Here is an 18566-nt window from a genome sequence, read left to right as displayed (position 1 = left end):
ATTTTTTTACCATTTGGTATAAGTTTATCATCGATTTCCGGGCGTGAAAGCCCTCAATCGCGATCTCCTTATACTCTCCCCGGATCACTGGTGAGAGTCCAGCGCGAATATACACAGGGAGATTGTGCGTGAAATGAGCACGGGGAATGGAGTTGCGCTCGCGTTTCTCGGCCTTCCTGCCGGCATCCATCGGCCGTTTACTTCTCAGGCAAACGCAGCAGCCGCAGCGCGTTCATCGTCACGAGCACGGTGGCGCCGGTGTCGGCGAGGATGGCCGGCCAGAGGCCGGTTACGCCGGCGATGGTCGTCACCAGAAACACGGCCTTGAGCCCGAGCGCGGCCGTTATGTTCTGATAGATGTTGCGCAACGTTGCCCGCGACAGCTTGATCATCGCATCGATGTCGGCAACGCGCGCGTGGAGGCTTGCGGCATCCGCCGCTTCAAGCGCGACATCCGTTCCGCTGCCGATAGCGATGCCGACATCCGCTGCCGCCAGTGCCGGCGCATCGTTGATGCCGTCGCCAACCTTCGCAACGGCAAAGCCTTCGGCCTTGAGTTCGCCGATGATGCGCTGCTTGTCCTCGGGCAGGAGTTCGGCGCGCACCTCAATGCCGCCGAGCCGGTCGGCGATGGCGCCGGCGGTGCGCCGGTTGTCGCCGGTCAGCATCACGACGCGAAGCCCAGCCTCTGTCAGCGCCTTCACGCCCTTGACGGCATCGGCGCGCGGCTCGTCGCGCACGGCGAGCGCCCCGGCGACGGCGCCGTTCGCGAGAAGCACAGACACGGTTTTGCCCTCGCCTTGCAGGGCCTCGATCCGCGCCTGCTGCTCTCCGGTGAGCGGCGCGCGCGCGCCGGCGGCCTGAGGCGAGCCGAGGAAAAGTGCCGTGTTGCCCACCGAACCGGACATGCCCCTGCCGCCGAGGGCCTTTGCGCCTTCCACGGCAGGCAGCGTCAAGCCGTCGGATTCGGCACGCGCAAGGATCGCCTGCGCCAGCGGATGGCTGGAGACCTGCCCGAGCGCGGCGGCGTGAGCGATGACCTCGGATTCCGGCCGGTCGAAGCCGATGACATCGGTAAGCTTGGGCTTGCCCTCGGTAAGCGTCCCGGTCTTGTCGAAGGCGACCGCCGTGATCTTGCCGATCGTTTCAAGCACGGCGCCGCCCTTGATCAACAGGCCACGGCGCGCCCCGGCCGACAGGCTCGCGGCGATTGCCGCTGGCGTGGAAATGACGAGCGCGCAGGGGCAGCCGATCAAGAGAAGCGCCAGCCCCTTGTAGATCCAGTCCTGCCAAAGACCGCCGAATAAAAGCGGCGGGACGATCGCAACCAACGCGGCGACGAGTACGACGGCCGGCGTGTAGTAGCGCGAGAACCGGTCGATGAAACGCTCGGTCGGCGCCTTCATCTCCTGCGCTTCTTCGACGAGCCTGATGACGCGGGCGATGGTGTTGTCCGCCGCGGCGGCAGTAACGCGCACGCGAAGCGCACCCTCGCCGTTGACCGTGCCGGCGAAGACGCCATCGCCCGCTTCCTTCAGGACGGGCGTGCTCTCTCCGGTGACCGGCGCTTCGTCGACGCTGCTGTCACCGGCGACGACTATGCCATCGGCCGGGAGCCGGTCGCCGGGGCGAACGAGGATGACGGCGCCGACGGAGAGGCTTTCCGCCGGCACTTCGACCATTTTTCCATCCATTTCGATGAGCGCCGATTTCGGCACGAGGGCCGACAGCGCCTGAATGCTCGCCCGCGCCTTGCCGGCGGCGACCCCTTCCAGCAGTTCGCCGATCAGGAAGAGAAAGACGACCATCGCCGCTTCTTCGCCGGCGCCGATCACAACGGCACCGGCGGCCGCGACGGTCATCAGCATCTCTATCGAAAACGGAGTGCCGAAACGCGCCGCCATGACCGCCCGTCTCGCGATCGGCAGCAGGCCGACGAGCATGGCAAGCGTGAATACCCAAGGCTCGGTTGCAGGCATGAGCTTGCCGATGCCGTAGGCGGCTGCAATTGCGATGCCGCAGGCAATGGTGAGCCTGCCCTTTGTCGTCTGCCACCACGGCGCGGCTCCGTAAGAGCCAGCGGGCTGCGAAGCGGAAATGCTGACCGTGTTTGTCGGGGACCCGGAAGGCCCGTCATGCGAATGCGCGTGACCATGCCCATGACTATGCAGGGCGTGATTGCCGTGATCGTGGCCGCAGCAAGCATGGTCGTCTAACTGCGCCGGATCCGGCTCCGGCACGACCGAGAGCGGAGCCAGCCCATAGCCGAGGCTGCCGACCTTCTTAACGATCGCCGGACCGACATCGCCGCCGTCCGCATGCAGTACCGTCAGCGTTCCGACAGTCACCGAGACCGTGACGTCTTCCACGCCGGCGACACGCCTGACGGCGGTATCGATCTTCGCTGCGCAGGATGCGCAATCCATGCCGTCGACGCGATATCTGGTTTCCCGAATGCTGCTGCTTGCCATGCCTTGCTCCTTGGGGACTTCGAGAGCAAGCTACGACCTCTAGTGACTAGAGGTGCAAGACGAAAATTGCGTCAGGCGGATTCCTTCGCGGCGTGGCGTCGGCGCCAGGCAAGCTCGGATGCGGCCGGTTGGCGGCATCAGCCCGCATTCGCCGCGACCTTGCGCACCGCCGGAACCCCCTCGGTGAAGAGCTCGGGCATCAGGCTGGCGAGGCGCACGAGCCTGCCCGTGCGCGAACTTTCAAGCGCCGCGATGCCGCAGAGGACGGACATCGCGCCGGCGCGCGCTCCCGCCCGCTGTCCGAGCGGGTCGCTCGCGTCGGGCTTGAACAGCATGTTCCGCAACCTATCGTCGCCGCCATAATGCCCGCCCGGGAAATGCGGCACCGTGATGCGCTCCATCGCCGGCTTGCCTTTTGGAAAGTTGCGGACGAGCAGGATAACGTCCTCCGGCGGCGTCTCCCACGGCTGGTCCTCGTATTGGCGCAGCTCGATCCGGCCCTTCGTGCCATTGAAGGCGATGTGGTGGCCCTCGATCGGCTGGAAAGTGTTCAAGGAATAGGAGACGTGAACGTCGTTGCGGTAGCGGATATTCGCGACCATCGTGTCCGGAATGTCGATGTCTTCGCGGAAGACGCAGCCGTCGCGGAAATAGCCGTCGATCTCGGAAGGCTCCTCGTAAAGCGCATCGAGGAACGGATCGGCTTTGAGGTCGAGATAGAAGTCGCACTCGCCCTTGTGGGGACAGAGCTTGCAGCGGGGCCCACGGAATGGACCCTTGCGGCCATACATCTGCAGGTCGGCAAAGGCGGTGACCGCTTCCGGATCGCTATCGAGATACCAGTTCAAAAGATCGAAATGGTGCGTCGCCTTGTGCACGAAGAGGCTGCCCGAGCGCGCCGTATAGGCGTGCCAGCGGCGGAAATAGTCGGCCCCGTGCCGCGTGTCGAGATACCAGTGGAAGTCGACGGAAGTGACGCGGCCGATTTCGCCGGCGGCGAGCAGCTCCTTGATGCGCGCAGCCGTCGGCGCGAAGCGGTAGTTGAAGGAGACGTCCACTCGCCGGCCGGTGCGCTTCTCCGCTTCCAGGATGCGGCGGATCTTTTTCACGGTGGTGGACATCGGCTTTTCGGTGATGACGTCGGCGCCGGATTCGAGCGCCTTGACGACAATGTCATCATGCGTGTCGTCCGGTGTGCAGACGATGACGAGATCCGGGCGCGCCTCGGCAAGCATCCTGTCGACATTGCCGTAGATCGGCGCATTGGTGGCGATCATCGTGCGGGCCCGCTCGGCCCTCAGCGAATTCGTGTCGGCAATGGCGACGAGATCGACGAGGCCGCGCCAGCCGGCCAGCAGATCCTTGCCCCACATGGTGGTTCCGCGATTGCCGGTGCCGACCAGCGCAAAACGACGCTTGTTGTCCATCATTTCCTCACGCAATCCTGTCTGGGGTGAAGCCGCGCGACCGGCGGTAACGGTACTGGCATGTAAACTTATAATACATGTTAGCGATCAGATTTCACGAAAGTCAAGGCGATCTCCGGCAATCTGGCGAACCGACTTGTAAGGAACATAGCCATCATCCATCTCAACAGCAGCTTCGATAACGCTCTACACAGGTGGCGATCACCTCTTCGGCCGGACGCTTCCACCAGTTCTCGGCCGAAAAGATCTCCACCTCCTGAGGTCCATGGAAACCGGCGGCTTCGACCCGGCGCCGGATGCCTTTGAGGTCGATGACCCCGTCGCCCATCATGCCGCGGTCCGTGAGCATATCCTTGGTCGGAACCAGCCAATCGCAGATGTGGTGGGCAAGGATCGCCTCCATTCTGCCGGCGCGCGCGATCTGATTTGCGAGGTCGGGATCCCACCAGACATGATAGACGTCGATCGCGACACCGACGCCTCGGCCGAGCGCTTCGCAGATATCGAGCGCCTGGCCGAGCGTGTTCACGCAGGCGCGGTCCGCGGCGTACATCGGGTGCAGCGGCTCGATCGCGAGCGGCACTTGCGCCGCACGAGCATGCGGCAGGACCGCGGCAATGCCCTCCTCGACCATGCGGCGGGCCGCATCGATATTCTTCGAGCCGCCGGGCAAGCCGCCGACGACGAGCACGAGACAATCCGCGCCGAGCTCCGCCGCCTCGTCGATCGCGCGCCTGTTATCGTCGAGGGCCTTTTCCCGGCCCGCCGCGTCGCCGGCCAGAAAGAAGCCGCCGCGGCAGAGCCCGGTGAGCTTGAGCCCGTTGGTCTTGACGATGCGAGCCGCCTCCTCGAGACCGATCGCGGCCACCTGGTCGCGCCAGGGAGCAATCGCCGTGATCCCGTGCTTGAGGCAGATATCCACGGCCTCGGCGAAGCTGCACTGCGCGCGGATCGTCGCCAGATTGATCGAAAGGCCCTCGACCTGCATTGGATTCCCTCCCCCATTTCTCATGAGCGCAACATAGCCGCCCAGTCCGGCTCGACCGCGGAGCCGAGGCCGGCTGCTCGCAGCACGGACGCAAAGCTGATCTCGCCCGCTTTGATCGCGAGTCGCGCGCGGCCATTCCCGTTCTCGTAAAGATCGCCATGCGCAGCGAGATAGGCGGCCTGCTCGCTCGCCGGGGCTCCGGCCATGCCGTCGACATAATGATGGCCGTTGCGTTCGACGTGCCCGGCGCCGACGAGCGCGGCGAGGACAAGGTCCTGCTGCAGGCCGATGCCGCCTTGTGTCGTCAGATCCTCGGCTGAGACGAAATAGCGGGAAGAGCCGACCTCGCTATTCCACTTCTCGACCCGGGCGCGATTGAGCAGCGACCGATAGAAGCCCTTGCAGGACTTCGACGAAATGCCCGCATAGCCGAGTTCGCGGGCGCGCAGGAAGGCTCCGACATCGCCGTCGGACTCGTCTACCTCCAGCGGTATTCGTTCGCTTACGGCGGCGACCGATCGCGACAGCGCCTCTGCCCGCGCTATCGGCTGTTCGAAGAAGAGAAGCGAATGGCGGAGCCTTGCGAGGCGCGGTTCTCTTTGCACACGTTCGAGGAAATCAACCGCGACATCGGCGCTCTCGAACTGCTCGTTGCCGTCGAGCGTCGCCCGGTAGTCGCCAATGGCACGGTCGAGCACCGCCGTGACGGCAAGCAGTCGCTCCACGTCCTGTTCGGGCCGGCCGGACACCTTGATCTTGAAATAGCGGTGACCATAGGCCGCGATCACCTCCTCCAACGTCTGCGGCAGGCCGTCCTCCAGCCACTGCGCCGGCTCGACATCGGCGGCCGTCAGCGCGTCGGCGAGACCGATCGTATGCCGTACCGCAAGGCGCGGCGAAGGCTCCAGCCGCGAGAGGAAACCCGGCAGGTCGAAGCCCGCGAGGTCGGGCGCGGTCGCGTCGGTGATACCAAGGAGATCGTTCCGGACGGCCGCGGCAGCACTCGTTGCCTCGAGCCGGCACAGCGCGTCGATAATGGCGCGGTCGACGAGCGCCAGCCCATAGGAGGCGACCAGCGCCGGAAGGCCCTCATGCGCGGCCATGCGGTGATGATCGGCCTCGGCGGCGGCGTGAAGGCCGAAAGCGGTATTCGCGGGCAGGGATTTGAGCCCTTCGATCGCCAGATGCAGCGACCTGCGAAGCTGCCCGACATTGTCGTCCGGCGAAAGCGTCGGGCTCTTGTCGAACCATTTCGGCATCATCATCTCGGCCGCCCAGCCGGCGGCGGAGCGGCCGCCTTCGTCCTCGATCCGCACCCGAACGAAAGCCTGCGGTGCGCGCTCGACACGCGCCGCACCGAAACGGAAGGGGAAGCGAAAATCGACCGGACGCTCAAATATTTCCGCTTCGACGAGTCTGACGCGCGGCGCTTCGCTCATGCCGCGCCTCACGCAACACCGTGAACGGCGAGAACGCGCTGCATCCTAGCAACCGCGAGGTCCGGATCGGCGAGAGCACCGGCTTTGTCCGCCAGGCGGAAAAGCTCGGCGAGATGGGCGAGCGAGCGGGCGCTCTGCTGGCCGCCGATCATGATGAAATGATCCTGCAGGCCGTTCAGATAAGCGAGGAAGACGACGCCGGTCTTATAGAAACGCGTCGGCGCCTTGAAGATATGGCGCGAGAGCGGCACCGTCGGCTCGAGCAGCTCGAAGAATTCGCCGTTCCGCCCCTTGCCGAGCGCCTCGAGCGCCGCAGAGGCGACCGGCGCAATCGCATCGAAAATGCCGAGCAGCGCATCCGAATAGCCTTCGGCATCACCGGCAATGAGCTCCGCATAGTTGAAGTCGTCGCCCGTATACATGCGCACGCCCTTCGGCAATTGCCGCCGCATCACGATCTCCTTTTCCTTGGAAAGGAGCGAGATCTTGATGCCGTCGACCTTCTCGGCATGCGCCTCGATCACCGCCAGGCAGGTCTTCATCGCCTCCATGTGATCGGCATTGCCCCAATAGCCATCGAGCGCCGGATCGAACATTTCGCCGAGCCAATGGATGATCACCGGCTCTTTCACCTGGGAGAGAACGCGGTCGTAGACGCGGATATAGTCCTCCGGTCCCTTTGCCGCGGCGGCGAGGGCCCGGCTCGCCATCAGAATGATGCGGCCCCCTTCGGCTTCGATCGCTTCGATCTGGCTCTCGTAGGCCTTGAGGATATCGTCGATCGACACATCCGGCCCGGGCGCCAGATGGTCGGTGCCGGCGCCGCAGGCGATCAACGCGCCGGAGCGGCCGCGCGCCTCGGCAAGGGAGCGGCGAATGAGCTCGCGCGCCTCCGGCCAGCCGAGCCCCATGCCGCGCTGCGCCGTATCCATCGATTCGGCGACCCCGAGGCCGAGATCCCATAGGCGGTGACGGAAGGCGAGCGTGCGCTCCCAATCGATCGCCGGCATGAGCCATGGATCGTTGTCCGCCAGCGGATCGGCGACGACATGGGCCGCGGCGAAGGCGACCCGCGCGAAGGCGGCCGCGTCACGCTTCTTCAGGGGAACCGGCCGGCCCGTCAGTTCGTAACGGGCGAGGCGGCCTTCCTGGGGGAGATCGATTCTGACCATGGCTCAGAACTCCAGTGCCGGAACGTCGAGCCAGCGGCGCTCGGCCCAGGACTTCAGACCCAACTCGGCGAGTTGCACGCCCTTGGCGCCGGCCTCGAGCCCGTAGGGCCAGGGAGCGTCCTCGGCGACGTGGCGCAGGAACATCTCCCACTGAGCCTTGAACCCGTTGTCGAAGGCCTGCGTGTCCGGCACCTCGTCCCAGGTCTTGTAGAAATCGATGGTCTGCGGCTGGTCCGGATTCCAGACCGGCTTTGGCGTATTGACGCGGTGCTGGGTCCAGCATTTCGTCAGCCCGGCGACGGCCGAGCCATGCGTGCCGTCGACCTGGAAAGTGACGAGGTCGTCGCGGCGCACGCGCACCGCCCAGGAGGAATTGATCTGCGCAATCACGCCGCCTTCGAGCTCGAAGGTCGCATAGGCCGCGTCATCGGTGTCGCACTCATAGGGCCGCCCCTGCTCGTCGATGCGGGTCGGAATATGCGTTGCGCCGAGGCAGGAGACCGCCTTGACCTCTCCGAAGAGGTTGTCGAGCACATAGCGCCAGTGGCAGAGCATATCGAGGATGATGCCGCCACCGTCTTTCTTGCGATAATTCCAGGAGGGCCGCTGGGCCGGCACGCCCCAATCGCCCTCGAAGACCCAATAGCCGAACTCGCCGCGCACGGACAGGATCTTTCCGAAGAAGCCGGAGTCCCTCAAGAGCGCCAGCTTGCGCAGCCCGGGCAGGAACAGCTTGTCCTGCACCACGCCGTGCTTCAGGCCCGAGGCGCGCGCCTTCCGCGCCAGCTTCACCGCGGTCCTCAGATCATCCGAAATCGGCTTCTCACAATAGACGTGCTTGCCGGCGTCGAGCGCCCTGCCGATCAGTTCGGCACGCATCAGCGTCGTGCCGGCATCGAAGAATATCTGATCGTTTGCATCGGCGAGTGCGGCGTCGAGGTCGGTCGACCAGCGAGCGATGTTATGACGCTTGGCCAATTGCTCGATCTTGTCGCGGTTGCGCCCGACAATGATCGGATCGATCTCCAGCCGCTCGCCGGATTTGAGCGTTAGCCCGCCCTGATCGCGGATGGCCAGAATAGAGCGCACCAGATGCTGGTTATACCCCATCCGGCCGGTGACGCCGTGCAATATGATCCCCAAACGCGGCATGCGGTCTCCTCCCTGCCAGGCTTTCCAAGGGAGCGGACCAGCCCTCCCAAGCCAGTAACTAAACGGTTACTTTGTGACAGACGAAAAACACACTTGTCAACAGAAAAAACGACATCGGGTCGATTCAGCGCCTGATGGATGCCAGGGTCACGTGGACGATGTGGCGCTCCCAGGCCTCGACATTGGCCTCTTCCATGAGGTCGCGGCCGAAGATGGTCGAAAGGGTGTACTGGTTCGAGACGTAGAAGTAGCCGAGTGCCGCAATGGTCAGATAGACGTTCAGCGGGTCGATGTCCGCCCGGAAGAGACCCTTCGCCTTGCCGCGGTCGAGCAGGTCGGAAAGCTTGCCGATGAAGTGCGAATGCAGTTCCTTGAGCCGCGTCGACTGGCGCAGCCAGCGGGCGCGATGCAGGTTCTCGGTGCCGAGCAGGCTCAGGAATTCCGGGTGCTCCAGGAAATACCTCCAGGTGAACATGGCGAGTTCCGCTATGCCCTGCTCGGGCTCCAAGTCACTGAGATTGACCGATTTTTCCGCCGTTCTGATGCCGACATAGGCCTCTTCCAGAACGGCGAGGTAAAGCTGCTCCTTGTCGCCGAAATAGTGATAGAGCATGCGCTTGTTCGTGCCCGCGCGCTCGGCGATCGCATCGACCCGCGCCCCGCCGATCCCGTTTTCCGCAAACTCCTTCGTGGCCGCGGCGAGGATCGAGGCGCGCGTGCGCTCGGGATCGCGCTGCGTGGGCCGCTCGGCACGACCGCCCGCCCTGCGCCTGACATCCTCTTGCATCTTGTCCATTCACATCACCTCCGGCACATCTTGCCTTTGGCGGCACTCGATGCGGCTTTGTAAAGATACATTACAAGATAATGACAGCATTTCACACAAGTGCTTGACACGATCATTGCTTGCCCATAATTTGTAACCAATTAGTTATTTAATGCAAGAGGACTCAACAAGACGACGATGACACGGAGCGTTGTGGAGGCGCTCCCGAGGGAGGAGGAACAAATGACGCATCGCATCAGCAGACGCACGGTGCTCGCAGGAGGAGCGGCACTTCTTTCCTACGCGGCGTTCGCGCCGCGCGCTTTTTCGCAGGAGGCGCGGCTGCGCCTGCTCTGGTGGGGATCGCAGACCCGCGCCGACCGCACCAACAAGGTGAGCGAGCTTTTCAAGAAGGCGAATCCCGGGGTTGACATCAACGGTGAATTTCTGGGCTGGAGCGACTACTGGCCGCGCTTGGCAACCCAGGTCGCGGGTGGCAATGCGCCCGACGTCATCCAGATGGACTATCGCTATATCGTCGAATACGCCCGGCGCGGCGCGCTCGCGCCGCTCGACAGCTATCTCGGCTCGGTGCTGAAAGTCGAGGATTTCGACGAGGTGCAGATCAAGGGCGGCAGCGTCGATGGCAAGCTCTACGGTATCAGCCTCGGCGCCAATTCGACGGCGATGATGGTCAATACGGTCGCCTTCGAGGAAGCCGGCGTCGACCTGCCGACACCGTCGACCACCTGGGAAGAACTCGCCCGGATGGGTGTCGAGATCACCAAGGCCGGCAAGCGCAAGGGCTATTACGGCCTCTCGGACGGCAGCGGCGTCGAGCCGCTCCTCGAAAACTGGCTTCGCCAGCGCGGCAAGGCGCTCTTCACCGCGGACGGCAAGATCGCCTATGACGCGAATGACGGCGCCGAATGGTTTGCCATGTGGCAAAAGATGCGCGAGGACAAGGCCTGCGTGCCGGCGGATATACAGGCGCTCGACCAGTTCAATATCGAGACGAGTCCCTTGTCGCTCGGAAATGCGGCGACGTCCTACGCCCATTCCAACCAGCTCGTCGGCTATCAGGCGATCAACAAAGACAAGATCGTGCTCAAAAGCCATGCGCTGATCAGCAAGGATGCCAAGGGCGGTCATTACCGCAAGCCATCGATGTTCTTCTCGGTATCGGCCAAGAGCAGCGATCCGGAACTCGGCGCCAAATATGTCAACTTCTTCGTCAAGGACCCGGAAGCCGCCAAGATCCTCGGCGTCGAACGCGGCGTGCCGGAATCGGCCTCCGTGCGCGAAGCGCTCGCGCCCTCGCTCGATGAACTCGGGCGGGCGGCGCTCGACTATGTCTCCGGGCTCGGAGCGCTCGCCGGCGACCTGCCGCCGCCGCCTCCGTCGGGCGCCGGAGAGGCGGAGCTCGCCCTGCGCAGCGTCGCCGAACAGGTAGCCTTCGGCCAGCTCGATGCCAAACAGGGCGGCGAGACGCTGGTGAACGAGGTCACGCAGATCCTGTCGCGAGGCTAAGGAGATGGCGACCGTGCAGGATTCCGCTGTCGCGATCGGTGGGGGCGCCCAGGCGCGCCCCGCCGCACAGGGCCGCTGGGCCAGCCTCTGGGCGAAACACGGAGCAGGCTACATGTTCCTGTTGCCGTGGCTCATCGGCTTCTTCGGCCTGACGCTCGGGCCTGCCATCGCCTCGTTCTATCTCTCTTTCACGAGCTTCGACCTGATCCGCTCACCGGAATGGGTCGGAACTGCCAATTACGTCCGCATCGCGACGGCCGATCCGAAATTCGCCGCCGCGATGCAGGTGACCTTCCTCTATGTCGTGCTTTCGGTACCGTTCAAGCTCACCTTCGCGCTGCTTGTCGCCCTACTTCTGGACCGCGGTGTGAAGGGCCTCACCTTCTACCGCGCCCTCTTCTACCTGCCGTCGCTGCTCGGCGGCAGCGTCGCGATCGCCGTGCTCTGGCGGCAGCTCTTTGCCGGCGACGGCCTGATCAATAGCCTGCTCGCCCAGTTCGGCATAGAAGGTCCGAGCTGGATCTCGCATCCGAACTATTCGATCTGGACGCTGGTTGTCCTGAGTGTCTGGCAATTCGGCTCGCCGATGATCATCTTCCTCGCCGGCCTCCGGCAAATCCCGACCGACATGTACGAGGCCGCAAGCCTCGACGGAGCGTCCAAGTTCCGGCAGTTCTACAAGATCACGCTGCCGCTCTTGACGCCGGTCATCTTCTTCAATGCGGTGGTGCAGACGATCGACGCCTTCAAGGCCTTCACCCCCGCTTTCATCATCTCCGGGGGCACCGGCGGGCCGATCAACTCGACGCTGTTCTACACGCTCTATCTCTATCAGGAGGCCTTTGGGAACTTCCGCATGGGTTATGCCTCGGCGCTCGCCTGGATCCTCGTGCTGATTATCGGCCTGTTCACGGCCTTCTCGTTCCTGACCTCTCGTTACTGGGTGCACTACGATGACTGATGCGACCATGCGCTCGGTAACCGCCCCGCCATCGGCACCGCCCGGCCGTCGCAGCCCCGTCGGATCGGTCCTCATCCACGCCGCCCTGATCGCCGCGTCGATCGCGATGGTTTATCCGCTCCTGTGGATGATCTCCGCTTCGGTCCGACCGGAGGACGAGATCTTCGCCTCGACCTCGCTCTGGCCTTCGTCGGTCGATTTCGCCTCCTATGTGCGCGGCTGGTTCGGGCTCGACGTGAGCTTTGGGCGCTTCACCTGGAACTCGCTCGTCGTGTCCGTCCTGACCGTCATCGGGAATGTGGTGGCCTGCTCGCTCGCAGCCTACGCCTTCGCGCGCCTGCGTTTTGCAGGCCGCAATTTCTGGTTCGCGATCATGCTGGGGACGATGATGATCCCCTACCATGTGACGCTCATTCCGCAATATGTGCTCTTCCTCAATCTCGGCTGGGTGAACACCTTCCTGCCGCTGGTGGTGCCGAAGTTCCTCGCAAGCGACGCCTTCTTCATCTTCCTGATGGTGCAGTTCTTCCGCGGCATTCCGCGCGAGCTCGACGAGGCGGCGATGATGGACGGCTGCGGCCCGTGGCGCATCTATTGGAAGATCATGCTGCCGCTCTCGCTTCCCGTTCTGGCGACGGCGGCGATCTTCTCCTTCATCTGGACCTGGGACGATTTCTTCGGGCCGCTCATCTACCTGAACGACATGAACACCTACACGATCCAGCTTGGCCTCAGGACCTTCGTCGACTCGAGCAGCACCTCCGACTGGGGCGGCCTCTTCGCCATGTCGACGCTGTCGCTCGTGCCGGTGTTCTTCTTCTTCCTGTTTTTCCAGCGCCTTCTGATCGAAGGCATCGCAACCACGGCATGAAGCGCTGATCGACGGAGTTTGGAAATCATCATGGACGAATTGCGTTTCGCCGCCGTCGGGCTCAACCACAACCACATCTACGGCCAGGTCAATTGCCTCATCAGGGCCGGCGCCCGCCTCGTCGGATTCCATGAGAAGGACGATACGCTCGCGGCGGAATTTACAGGCGTCTACAAGGACGCGCCCCGCATCGCGGCGCTCGAGGAAATACTCGAGGACAGGAGCATCGGCCTCATCGTCTCGGCCGCCGTTTCGGCCGAGCGGGCGGAACTGGCGATCCGGGCGATGCAGCACGGCAAGGACGTGCTCGTCGACAAGCCGGGCATGACGAGCCTCGATCAGCTCACCAAGGTCCGCCGTGTCCAGGCCGAGACGGGGCGCATCTTCTCGATCCTCTATTCGGAGCATTTCGAAAGCCCGGCGACGGTCAAGGCCGGCGAGCTTGTCGCGGCCGGCGCGATCGGCGAGGTCGTGCATATCGTCGGCCTCGGTCCGCACCGGCTTCGCCGCGAGACGCGGCCCGACTGGTTCTTCCGGCGTGAGGAATATGGCGGCATCCTCACCGACATCGCCTCGCACCAATGCGAGCAGTTCCTGTTCTTCACCGGCGCCAGCGACGCGACCATTCTTTCGGCAAATGTCGACAACCTCAGCGTGCCCGACAAGCCGGAACTGCAGGACACCGGCAACATCCATCTGTCGACGGGCCGGGCCACCGGCATGATTCATGTGAACTGGCTCACCCCCGACGGCATGCCGACCTGGGGCGACGGTCGGCTTTTCATCGTCGGCACGACCGGCACGATCGAGGTGCGCAAGACCGTCGATCTCGCCGGGCGCGAGGGCGGCAATCATCTGTTCCTCGCCGACCGAAACGGCGTCCAACATATCGACTGCTCCGCCGTCGACCTGCCCTTCGGTCGGCAGTTCCTCGCAGACATCCGCGACAGGACCGAGACCGCCATGCCGCGGGAACGCTGCTTCAAGGCGATGGAGCTTGCCCTTTCCGCCCAAGCGCTCGCCGAACAGAACCGGGAAAAGAACTGACATGAGTGTAAAGACAGTCGCCATTATCGGCTGCGGCATCGGCCGATCGCATATCGTCGAGGGCTATCTGCCACATCCGGAGAAGTTCCGCGTCGAAGCCCTCTGCGATTTGAACGAGGAGCGGCTGAACGAGGTCGGCGACGAATTCGGCATCGAGAAGCGGACGACCTCGTTCAAGGAACTCATTGCCGACGAGACGATCGACATCATCGATATCTGCACGCCGCCCGGCATCCATCTGGAGCAGGTGCTGGATGCTCTTGCTTCCGGCAAGCACGTGATCTGCGAAAAGCCGCTCACCGGCTCGCTCAAGGGCGTCGACCGGATCATCGAAGCGGAGAAACACGCGAAAGGCGTGCTGATGCCGATCTTTCAGTATCGCTATGGCGACGGCATCGAAAAGGCGAAGCGGATCATCGAGGCCGGCATCGCCGGCAAGCCCTATGTCGGCTCGGTCGAGACCTTCTGGCTGCGCACCCCGGAATATTACGCCGTGCCCTGGCGCGGCAACTGGGAGACGGAGCTCGGCGGTGTGCTCGTCACCCACGCGCTGCACCTGCATGACATGATGCTGCATCTCCTCGGCCCGGTCTCGAAAGTGTTCGGGCGGGTGGCGACGCGGGTCAACGACATCGAGGTCGAGGATTGCGCCTCGGCGAGCCTGCTCATGCAAAACGGCGCCTTCGTGTCGCTTTCCTGTACGCTCGGCTCCCAGGAGCAGATCAGCCGTCTGCGCCTGCATTTCGAGAACGTCACCTTCGAAAGCAGCCATGAGCCCTATGCGCCGGGCAAGGATCCCTGGAAGATCATCGCCGCCAACGGGGCGGTGCAGGCGCGGATCGACGAGGTGATCGGCGACTGGCAGCCGGTCGCGCCGCGCTTCACCACTCAGATGGCGCATTTCCACGACTTCTTGAGCGGCAAGGGGCCGCTCCCCGTGACAACGAAAGACGCGCGCCAGGCGCTGGAACTCGTCACCGCGATTTACCAGTCCGCCGATACGCGGCAGGAAGTATCGCTGCCGATCGGGCCGGAGAGCCCGAAATACGCAAATTGGCGCGCGAATACGAGATAGGGCGAAGGCCGCAGGGAGGAATTGCAATGGCTACCAGCGTCGTTCTTCAGAAGGTCGAGAAGCGCTACGGCGCACTCGATGTGATCCACGGCATCGACCTCACCATCGATCCCGGCGAATTTGCCGTCTTCGTCGGTCCGTCTGGCTGTGGCAAGTCGACATTGCTCCGCATGATCGCCGGACTCGAGGAAATTTCCGGCGGCACGCTGCTGCTCGACAACGACCGGATGAACGAGGTGGCGCCGGCCAAGCGCGGCATCGCCATGGTGTTCCAGTCCTATGCGCTCTACCCGCATATGTCGGTCTACAAGAATCTCGCCTTCGGCCTTGAAACGGCGGGCTACAGGAGGGCGGAGATCGAACCGAAGGTGCGCCGTGCCGCAGAGATCCTGCAGATCGAGAAGCTCTTGGACCGCAAGCCGAAAGCGCTTTCGGGCGGCCAGCGCCAGCGCGTGGCGATCGGCAGGGCGATCGTGCGCGAGCCGCGCATCTTCCTGTTCGACGAGCCGCTTTCCAATCTCGACGCCGAGCTCCGAGTGCAGATGCGCGTCGAGATTTCGAGGCTCCACCGCGATCTCGGCAATACGATGATCTACGTCACCCATGACCAGGTCGAAGCCATGACCATGGCCGACAAGATCGTCGTTTTGAATTCAGGCCGGATCGAACAGGTGGGCGCGCCGCTCGATCTCTACAACAATCCCGTCAACCGCTTCGTCGCGGGCTTCATCGGCAGCCCCAAGATGAATTTCCTGAAGGCGCGCATTGCTGGCGTGACGGAAAACGAGACGACGATCGAAGTCTGCGGCGGAACGATCCGCTTGCCCCGGCGCTTGGATCGCGCAACGCCCGGCGAGGACGTCACCTTCGGCATTCGGCCGGAGCACCTTTCCGCCCGCGAGGACGGCATCACGCTCGCGCCGATCAATGTCGAGATCGTCGAAAACCTCGGCGGCGAAACCATGCTTTACGGCATCACGCCGGATCGGCAGCAACTGACCGTCGCGCTGGAAGGTCAGCAGAAGGTCGAGCGCGGCACCAATCTCGCCGTCCACTTCGATCCCGCGCGCTGCCACGTCTTCGGCCCCGACGGCAGGGCGATGTAAGCGCTCATCCCGCAATCTCATCAGCGACTGTCGGCTTGCTATTCCTCTGTTCGTCCTCCGTAGGGCTCACTTCTGGAGGTGGATCATGGACGAATTACCGATCATCAAAACACGGCGGCAAGGCAAAAACCTTACGCAGAGCGTGCTGATTCCCAGCGAGCGGATGGTTGCCGATGCGCTGCGGGCTGCGCCACCCGGCCACTTGTCGGATCTTGCGGAGATCAGACGGATGCTTGCCGCCGAGCACGGGGCGGATATCTGCTGCCCGGTGACGATGCGGCGACACCTGGTGCGCATCAGCCAGGACGGCAGCGCCCCATTTTGGCGCGTTGTCGATCCCGATCGACCGTTCGCCCGACGGCTGACCGGTGGAGCGGAACAGATTCGCGACAAGTTGGCCGCCGAACGCTGATTGCCTACGGCAGCCGGCGCCGCTGATGAACTGTTCCGGGCTTGGGCTATGCCTGCCTGACCCCTCCAAACTCGCGTCCGCAACTTAGAGCCCGCGGTCGTCGAAGCGATGGACCGCGACGCCGGCCACCGGACTCGGGGCCAGGAAAATTCCGCCGGATCGGCTTTCCTCTCCGACCCCCGCCGGACGCAAAGAGGTGACGACGAGCGTCTTCAAGTCCGGCCCCGCAAAACAGGGCATGGTCGGCGCCGGCACCGGGAAGGGATGCGCCTCGATCAGCCGGCCCTCGGGCGAGAAGCGATTGAGGATGCCGGCAGAGACGCCGGCGCTCCAATAATTGCCCTCCGCATCCATCGCCGCCCCGTCCGGACGGCCGCTCGCTTCGTCGAGCACGACGAGGCGCCGGCGATCGGAGAGCGCACCGGTCGCGGGATCGAAGCGCCAACGGTCGATCCAGGGGCCGCGCGAATCGGAGTGAAAGAGAAGGATACCGTCGCCGCTCCAGGCGAGACCGTTGGAACAGATGATATCATCGATCTTGCGCTCTACCGCGCCCGCCGGCGAAACGCGATAGAGGGCCGCAACCGGCCGCCGGTCGGCCGCGACGTCATGCATGGTGCCGACCCAGAACGCGCCGTCCGGCCCGACCTTGCCGTCATTGAGGCGCGTATCGCGCCTTTCGGTCTCGATCGTGGCGATCTCCGCGGTGATCGCGCCGCTGTCGGGATCGAACAGAACGACGCGGTCGCGCTGCGCCAGCACCAGGCGCCCGGACCGGGCAAGGCCGATGCTGCAGGCGCCATGATCGAAGGTCCATTCGACATGGCCCGTGCCGGACAGATCGGCACGATGAACCGCGCCGCGGCCGATATCGACAAGGAATAGGCAATTGCGGCGCTCGTCGTAGACGGGGCTCTCGGCGACAGCGCAGCGCAGGTCGAGTGCGCATTCAAATGTTAACTCGAAAGACATGTCTTGCACCCTGGTCTGACAGCGCAGCTGAAGACGCGGCAAAACCTCCCGGTCGAGCCACTATTTTTGAAGCGCTTACGCTGCCGTTTTCTCTAACATCGCTATTGCCCTTGTTCAACTTGTAAATTAAAAATACAAGAAACTTGACAAGGAGCTTTCCATGAAGACGACCCCCGTAGACACGGCCGACCTCGCCTCCTCCGTTCTTTCCGTGCCGCCATTGGCGCGCGCGGCGGATGGCAAGCCGAGCAAGACGGAAAACCGCAGGATGGTCGACTGGCTGCGCTCGGGCGGCGTGACCACCTATCTCTATGGCGGCAACGCCAATCTCTACAATTTCGGCGTCGCGGAATTCTCGGGGCTTCTCGATCTCCTGGAAGAGATCGCTCCCGGCGGCGGCTGGATGATTCCCTCATTCGGCGCCGACTTCGGCAAGGCGATGGATCAGGCTGCGATCCTCCGCGAGCGCGCTTTTCCCACCGCCATGGTGCTGCCGCTCGGCTTCCCGGCGACGCCAGCGGGCCTCGCCTCCGGTTTCGGCAAGCTGGCGGACGCGGCCGGCAGACCGCTGATCGCCTATATCAAGAACGACGGCTTCCTCGACCCCGGGGACGTCGCCCGGCTTTTCCGCGACGGCGCGATCTCGGCCGTGAAATATGCGGTCGTGCGCCCGGAGCCGAGGAACGATGCCTATCTTGCCGCGATCCTCGATGCAGTCGGTTCGGGCGAGCGGATCGTCAGCGGCATCGGGGAGCGCCCGGCGATCGATCATCTCGAAATGGGCCTCTCCGCCTTCACCTCCGGTTCGGTGTGCATCGCGCCGCACCTGTCGACGGCGATCCTCAAGGCCTGCCAGGCCGGCCGGGTCGCCGAGGCCCGGGCGATCCGCGAGAGCTTCCTGCCGCTCGAGGACCTGCGCGACGCCCATTCGCCGATCCGCGTCCTGCATGAGGCGGTGAGACTCGCCGGAATCTGCGACACCGGGCCGATTGGCGAGTTCCTTTCCAATCTCGATGGCGCCGAGCGGCTCGAGGCCATCGCCCGCGCCGCGCGCGAGTTGAAGGCCAGAGCCGAAGCGTCGGCCGTGGAAAAGCCGCGGTCGGCGGCGGGCGCCTGATATGGCACCGGAGATGGCGCGGACAAGCCGCACTTTGCGAAAATCAGGAAAGCGGGTGCC

16 protein-coding genes are annotated in these 18566 nt (G+C 64.0%); 8 read left to right on the top strand and 8 right to left on the bottom strand.

Annotated features, from left to right (window positions below; translation table 11 throughout):
- Nucleotides 1-197: 197 nt before the first annotated feature.
- From AYK65_RS00400 to AYK65_RS00370, 7 genes are all read right to left on the bottom strand, one after another.
- A complete protein-coding gene (locus AYK65_RS00400; RefSeq protein ID WP_081157754.1) occupies nucleotides 198-2471 on the bottom strand; it encodes a heavy metal translocating P-type ATPase in 2274 nt (757 codons plus the stop codon).
- A 137-nt stretch (nucleotides 2472-2608) separates the two neighbouring features.
- A complete protein-coding gene (locus tag AYK65_RS00395) occupies nucleotides 2609-3898 on the bottom strand; it encodes a Gfo/Idh/MocA family protein (RefSeq protein ID WP_081157753.1) in 1290 nt (429 codons plus the stop codon).
- A gap of 163 nt (nucleotides 3899-4061) precedes the next feature.
- Nucleotides 4062-4886 (bottom strand): sugar phosphate isomerase/epimerase family protein, encoded by an 825-nt coding sequence (locus tag AYK65_RS00390; RefSeq protein WP_046120659.1) that lies wholly within the window; start codon nucleotides 4884-4886, stop codon nucleotides 4062-4064.
- A 20-nt stretch (nucleotides 4887-4906) separates the two neighbouring features.
- Nucleotides 4907-6325 (bottom strand): enolase C-terminal domain-like protein, encoded by a 1419-nt coding sequence (locus AYK65_RS00385; protein ID WP_081157752.1) that lies wholly within the window; start codon nucleotides 6323-6325, stop codon nucleotides 4907-4909.
- 8 nt (nucleotides 6326-6333) lie between these two features.
- Nucleotides 6334-7497: a dihydrodipicolinate synthase family protein gene (locus tag AYK65_RS00380; protein ID WP_081157751.1), complete on the bottom strand. Its 1164-nt coding sequence runs from the start codon at nucleotides 7495-7497 to the stop codon at nucleotides 6334-6336.
- Nucleotides 7498-7500: 3 nt separating this feature from the next.
- Nucleotides 7501-8649, bottom strand: a complete 1149-nt coding sequence (locus AYK65_RS00375) for a Gfo/Idh/MocA family protein (protein WP_081157750.1) — start codon at nucleotides 8647-8649, stop codon at nucleotides 7501-7503.
- A gap of 124 nt (nucleotides 8650-8773) precedes the next feature.
- The gene (locus AYK65_RS00370; protein ID WP_081157749.1) at nucleotides 8774-9445 is read right to left on the bottom strand and encodes a TetR/AcrR family transcriptional regulator; all 672 of its coding nucleotides are present in this window, start codon (nucleotides 9443-9445) and stop codon (nucleotides 8774-8776) included.
- Between the two features lie 213 nt (nucleotides 9446-9658).
- Here AYK65_RS00370 and AYK65_RS00365 point away from each other — a divergent pair, with 213 nt between their 5' ends.
- The 7 genes from AYK65_RS00365 to AYK65_RS00335 all read left to right on the top strand — a co-directional run bounded on the left by AYK65_RS00365 (nucleotide 9659) and on the right by AYK65_RS00335 (nucleotide 16417).
- Entirely contained in the window at nucleotides 9659-10945 is a 1287-nt protein-coding gene (locus tag AYK65_RS00365) for an ABC transporter substrate-binding protein (protein WP_081157748.1), read from the top strand.
- A 4-nt stretch (nucleotides 10946-10949) separates the two neighbouring features.
- A complete protein-coding gene (locus AYK65_RS00360) occupies nucleotides 10950-11906 on the top strand; it encodes a carbohydrate ABC transporter permease (protein ID WP_081157747.1) in 957 nt (318 codons plus the stop codon).
- Nucleotides 11899-12777, top strand: coding sequence for a carbohydrate ABC transporter permease (locus AYK65_RS00355; protein WP_081157746.1), 879 nt, complete (start codon nucleotides 11899-11901; stop codon nucleotides 12775-12777). Before AYK65_RS00360 ends, AYK65_RS00355 begins: the two co-directional genes overlap by 8 nt.
- Before the next feature lie 30 nt (nucleotides 12778-12807).
- Nucleotides 12808-13824 (top strand): Gfo/Idh/MocA family protein, encoded by a 1017-nt coding sequence (locus AYK65_RS00350; RefSeq protein WP_081157745.1) that lies wholly within the window; start codon nucleotides 12808-12810, stop codon nucleotides 13822-13824.
- Between the two features lies 1 nt (nucleotide 13825).
- A complete protein-coding gene (locus tag AYK65_RS00345) occupies nucleotides 13826-14899 on the top strand; it encodes a Gfo/Idh/MocA family protein (protein WP_081157744.1) in 1074 nt (357 codons plus the stop codon).
- A gap of 26 nt (nucleotides 14900-14925) precedes the next feature.
- The gene (locus tag AYK65_RS00340) at nucleotides 14926-16005 is read left to right on the top strand and encodes an ABC transporter ATP-binding protein (RefSeq protein ID WP_026616658.1); all 1080 of its coding nucleotides are present in this window, start codon (nucleotides 14926-14928) and stop codon (nucleotides 16003-16005) included.
- 85 nt (nucleotides 16006-16090) lie between these two features.
- A complete protein-coding gene (locus AYK65_RS00335) occupies nucleotides 16091-16417 on the top strand; it encodes a hypothetical protein (RefSeq protein WP_081157743.1) in 327 nt (108 codons plus the stop codon).
- 84 nt (nucleotides 16418-16501) lie between these two features.
- Here the strand turns inward: AYK65_RS00335 and AYK65_RS00330 are convergent, their stop codons facing one another.
- Complete coding sequence (locus AYK65_RS00330; RefSeq protein WP_081157742.1) at nucleotides 16502-17389, bottom strand: SMP-30/gluconolactonase/LRE family protein; 888 nt, start codon at nucleotides 17387-17389, stop codon at nucleotides 16502-16504.
- A gap of 160 nt (nucleotides 17390-17549) precedes the next feature.
- Here AYK65_RS00330 and AYK65_RS00325 point away from each other — a divergent pair, with 160 nt between their 5' ends.
- Nucleotides 17550-18506, top strand: coding sequence for a dihydrodipicolinate synthase family protein (locus AYK65_RS00325; protein WP_081157741.1), 957 nt, complete (start codon nucleotides 17550-17552; stop codon nucleotides 18504-18506).
- Nucleotides 18507-18566 lie beyond the last annotated feature (60 nt).

Origin of the sequence: Ensifer aridi (genome assembly GCF_002078505.1) — a bacterium.
In the GTDB taxonomy this organism is placed as follows: Bacteria; Pseudomonadota; Alphaproteobacteria; order Rhizobiales; family Rhizobiaceae; genus Sinorhizobium; species Sinorhizobium aridi.
The sequence above is the reverse complement of the archived record's forward strand: the minus strand, read 5'-3'. Positions and strand labels throughout refer to the sequence as shown.

Bases quoted from the DNA above. Each gene is read 5' to 3' on its own strand.
- AYK65_RS00355 (WP_081157746.1), top strand. From the start codon at position 11,899: ATGACTGATGCGACCATGCGCTCGGTAACCGCCCCGCCATCGGCACCG.
- AYK65_RS00375 (WP_081157750.1), bottom strand. From the start codon at position 8,649: ATGCCGCGTTTGGGGATCATATTGCACGGCGTCACCGGCCGGATGGGG.
- AYK65_RS00380 (WP_081157751.1), bottom strand. From the start codon at position 7,497: ATGGTCAGAATCGATCTCCCCCAGGAAGGCCGCCTCGCCCGTTACGAA.
- AYK65_RS00335 (WP_081157743.1), top strand. From the start codon at position 16,091: ATGGACGAATTACCGATCATCAAAACACGGCGGCAAGGCAAAAACCTT.
- AYK65_RS00360 (WP_081157747.1), top strand. From the start codon at position 10,950: ATGGCGACCGTGCAGGATTCCGCTGTCGCGATCGGTGGGGGCGCCCAG.
- AYK65_RS00400 (WP_081157754.1), bottom strand. From the start codon at position 2,471: ATGGCAAGCAGCAGCATTCGGGAAACCAGATATCGCGTCGACGGCATG.
- AYK65_RS00350 (WP_081157745.1), top strand. From the start codon at position 12,808: ATGGACGAATTGCGTTTCGCCGCCGTCGGGCTCAACCACAACCACATC.
- AYK65_RS00365 (WP_081157748.1), top strand. From the start codon at position 9,659: ATGACGCATCGCATCAGCAGACGCACGGTGCTCGCAGGAGGAGCGGCA.
- AYK65_RS00340 (WP_026616658.1), top strand. From the start codon at position 14,926: ATGGCTACCAGCGTCGTTCTTCAGAAGGTCGAGAAGCGCTACGGCGCA.
- AYK65_RS00390 (WP_046120659.1), bottom strand. From the start codon at position 4,886: ATGCAGGTCGAGGGCCTTTCGATCAATCTGGCGACGATCCGCGCGCAG.
- AYK65_RS00330 (WP_081157742.1), bottom strand. From the start codon at position 17,389: ATGTCTTTCGAGTTAACATTTGAATGCGCACTCGACCTGCGCTGCGCT.
- AYK65_RS00385 (WP_081157752.1), bottom strand. From the start codon at position 6,325: ATGAGCGAAGCGCCGCGCGTCAGACTCGTCGAAGCGGAAATATTTGAG.
- AYK65_RS00395 (WP_081157753.1), bottom strand. From the start codon at position 3,898: ATGGACAACAAGCGTCGTTTTGCGCTGGTCGGCACCGGCAATCGCGGA.
- AYK65_RS00325 (WP_081157741.1), top strand. From the start codon at position 17,550: ATGAAGACGACCCCCGTAGACACGGCCGACCTCGCCTCCTCCGTTCTT.
- AYK65_RS00345 (WP_081157744.1), top strand. From the start codon at position 13,826: ATGAGTGTAAAGACAGTCGCCATTATCGGCTGCGGCATCGGCCGATCG.
- AYK65_RS00370 (WP_081157749.1), bottom strand. From the start codon at position 9,445: ATGGACAAGATGCAAGAGGATGTCAGGCGCAGGGCGGGCGGTCGTGCC.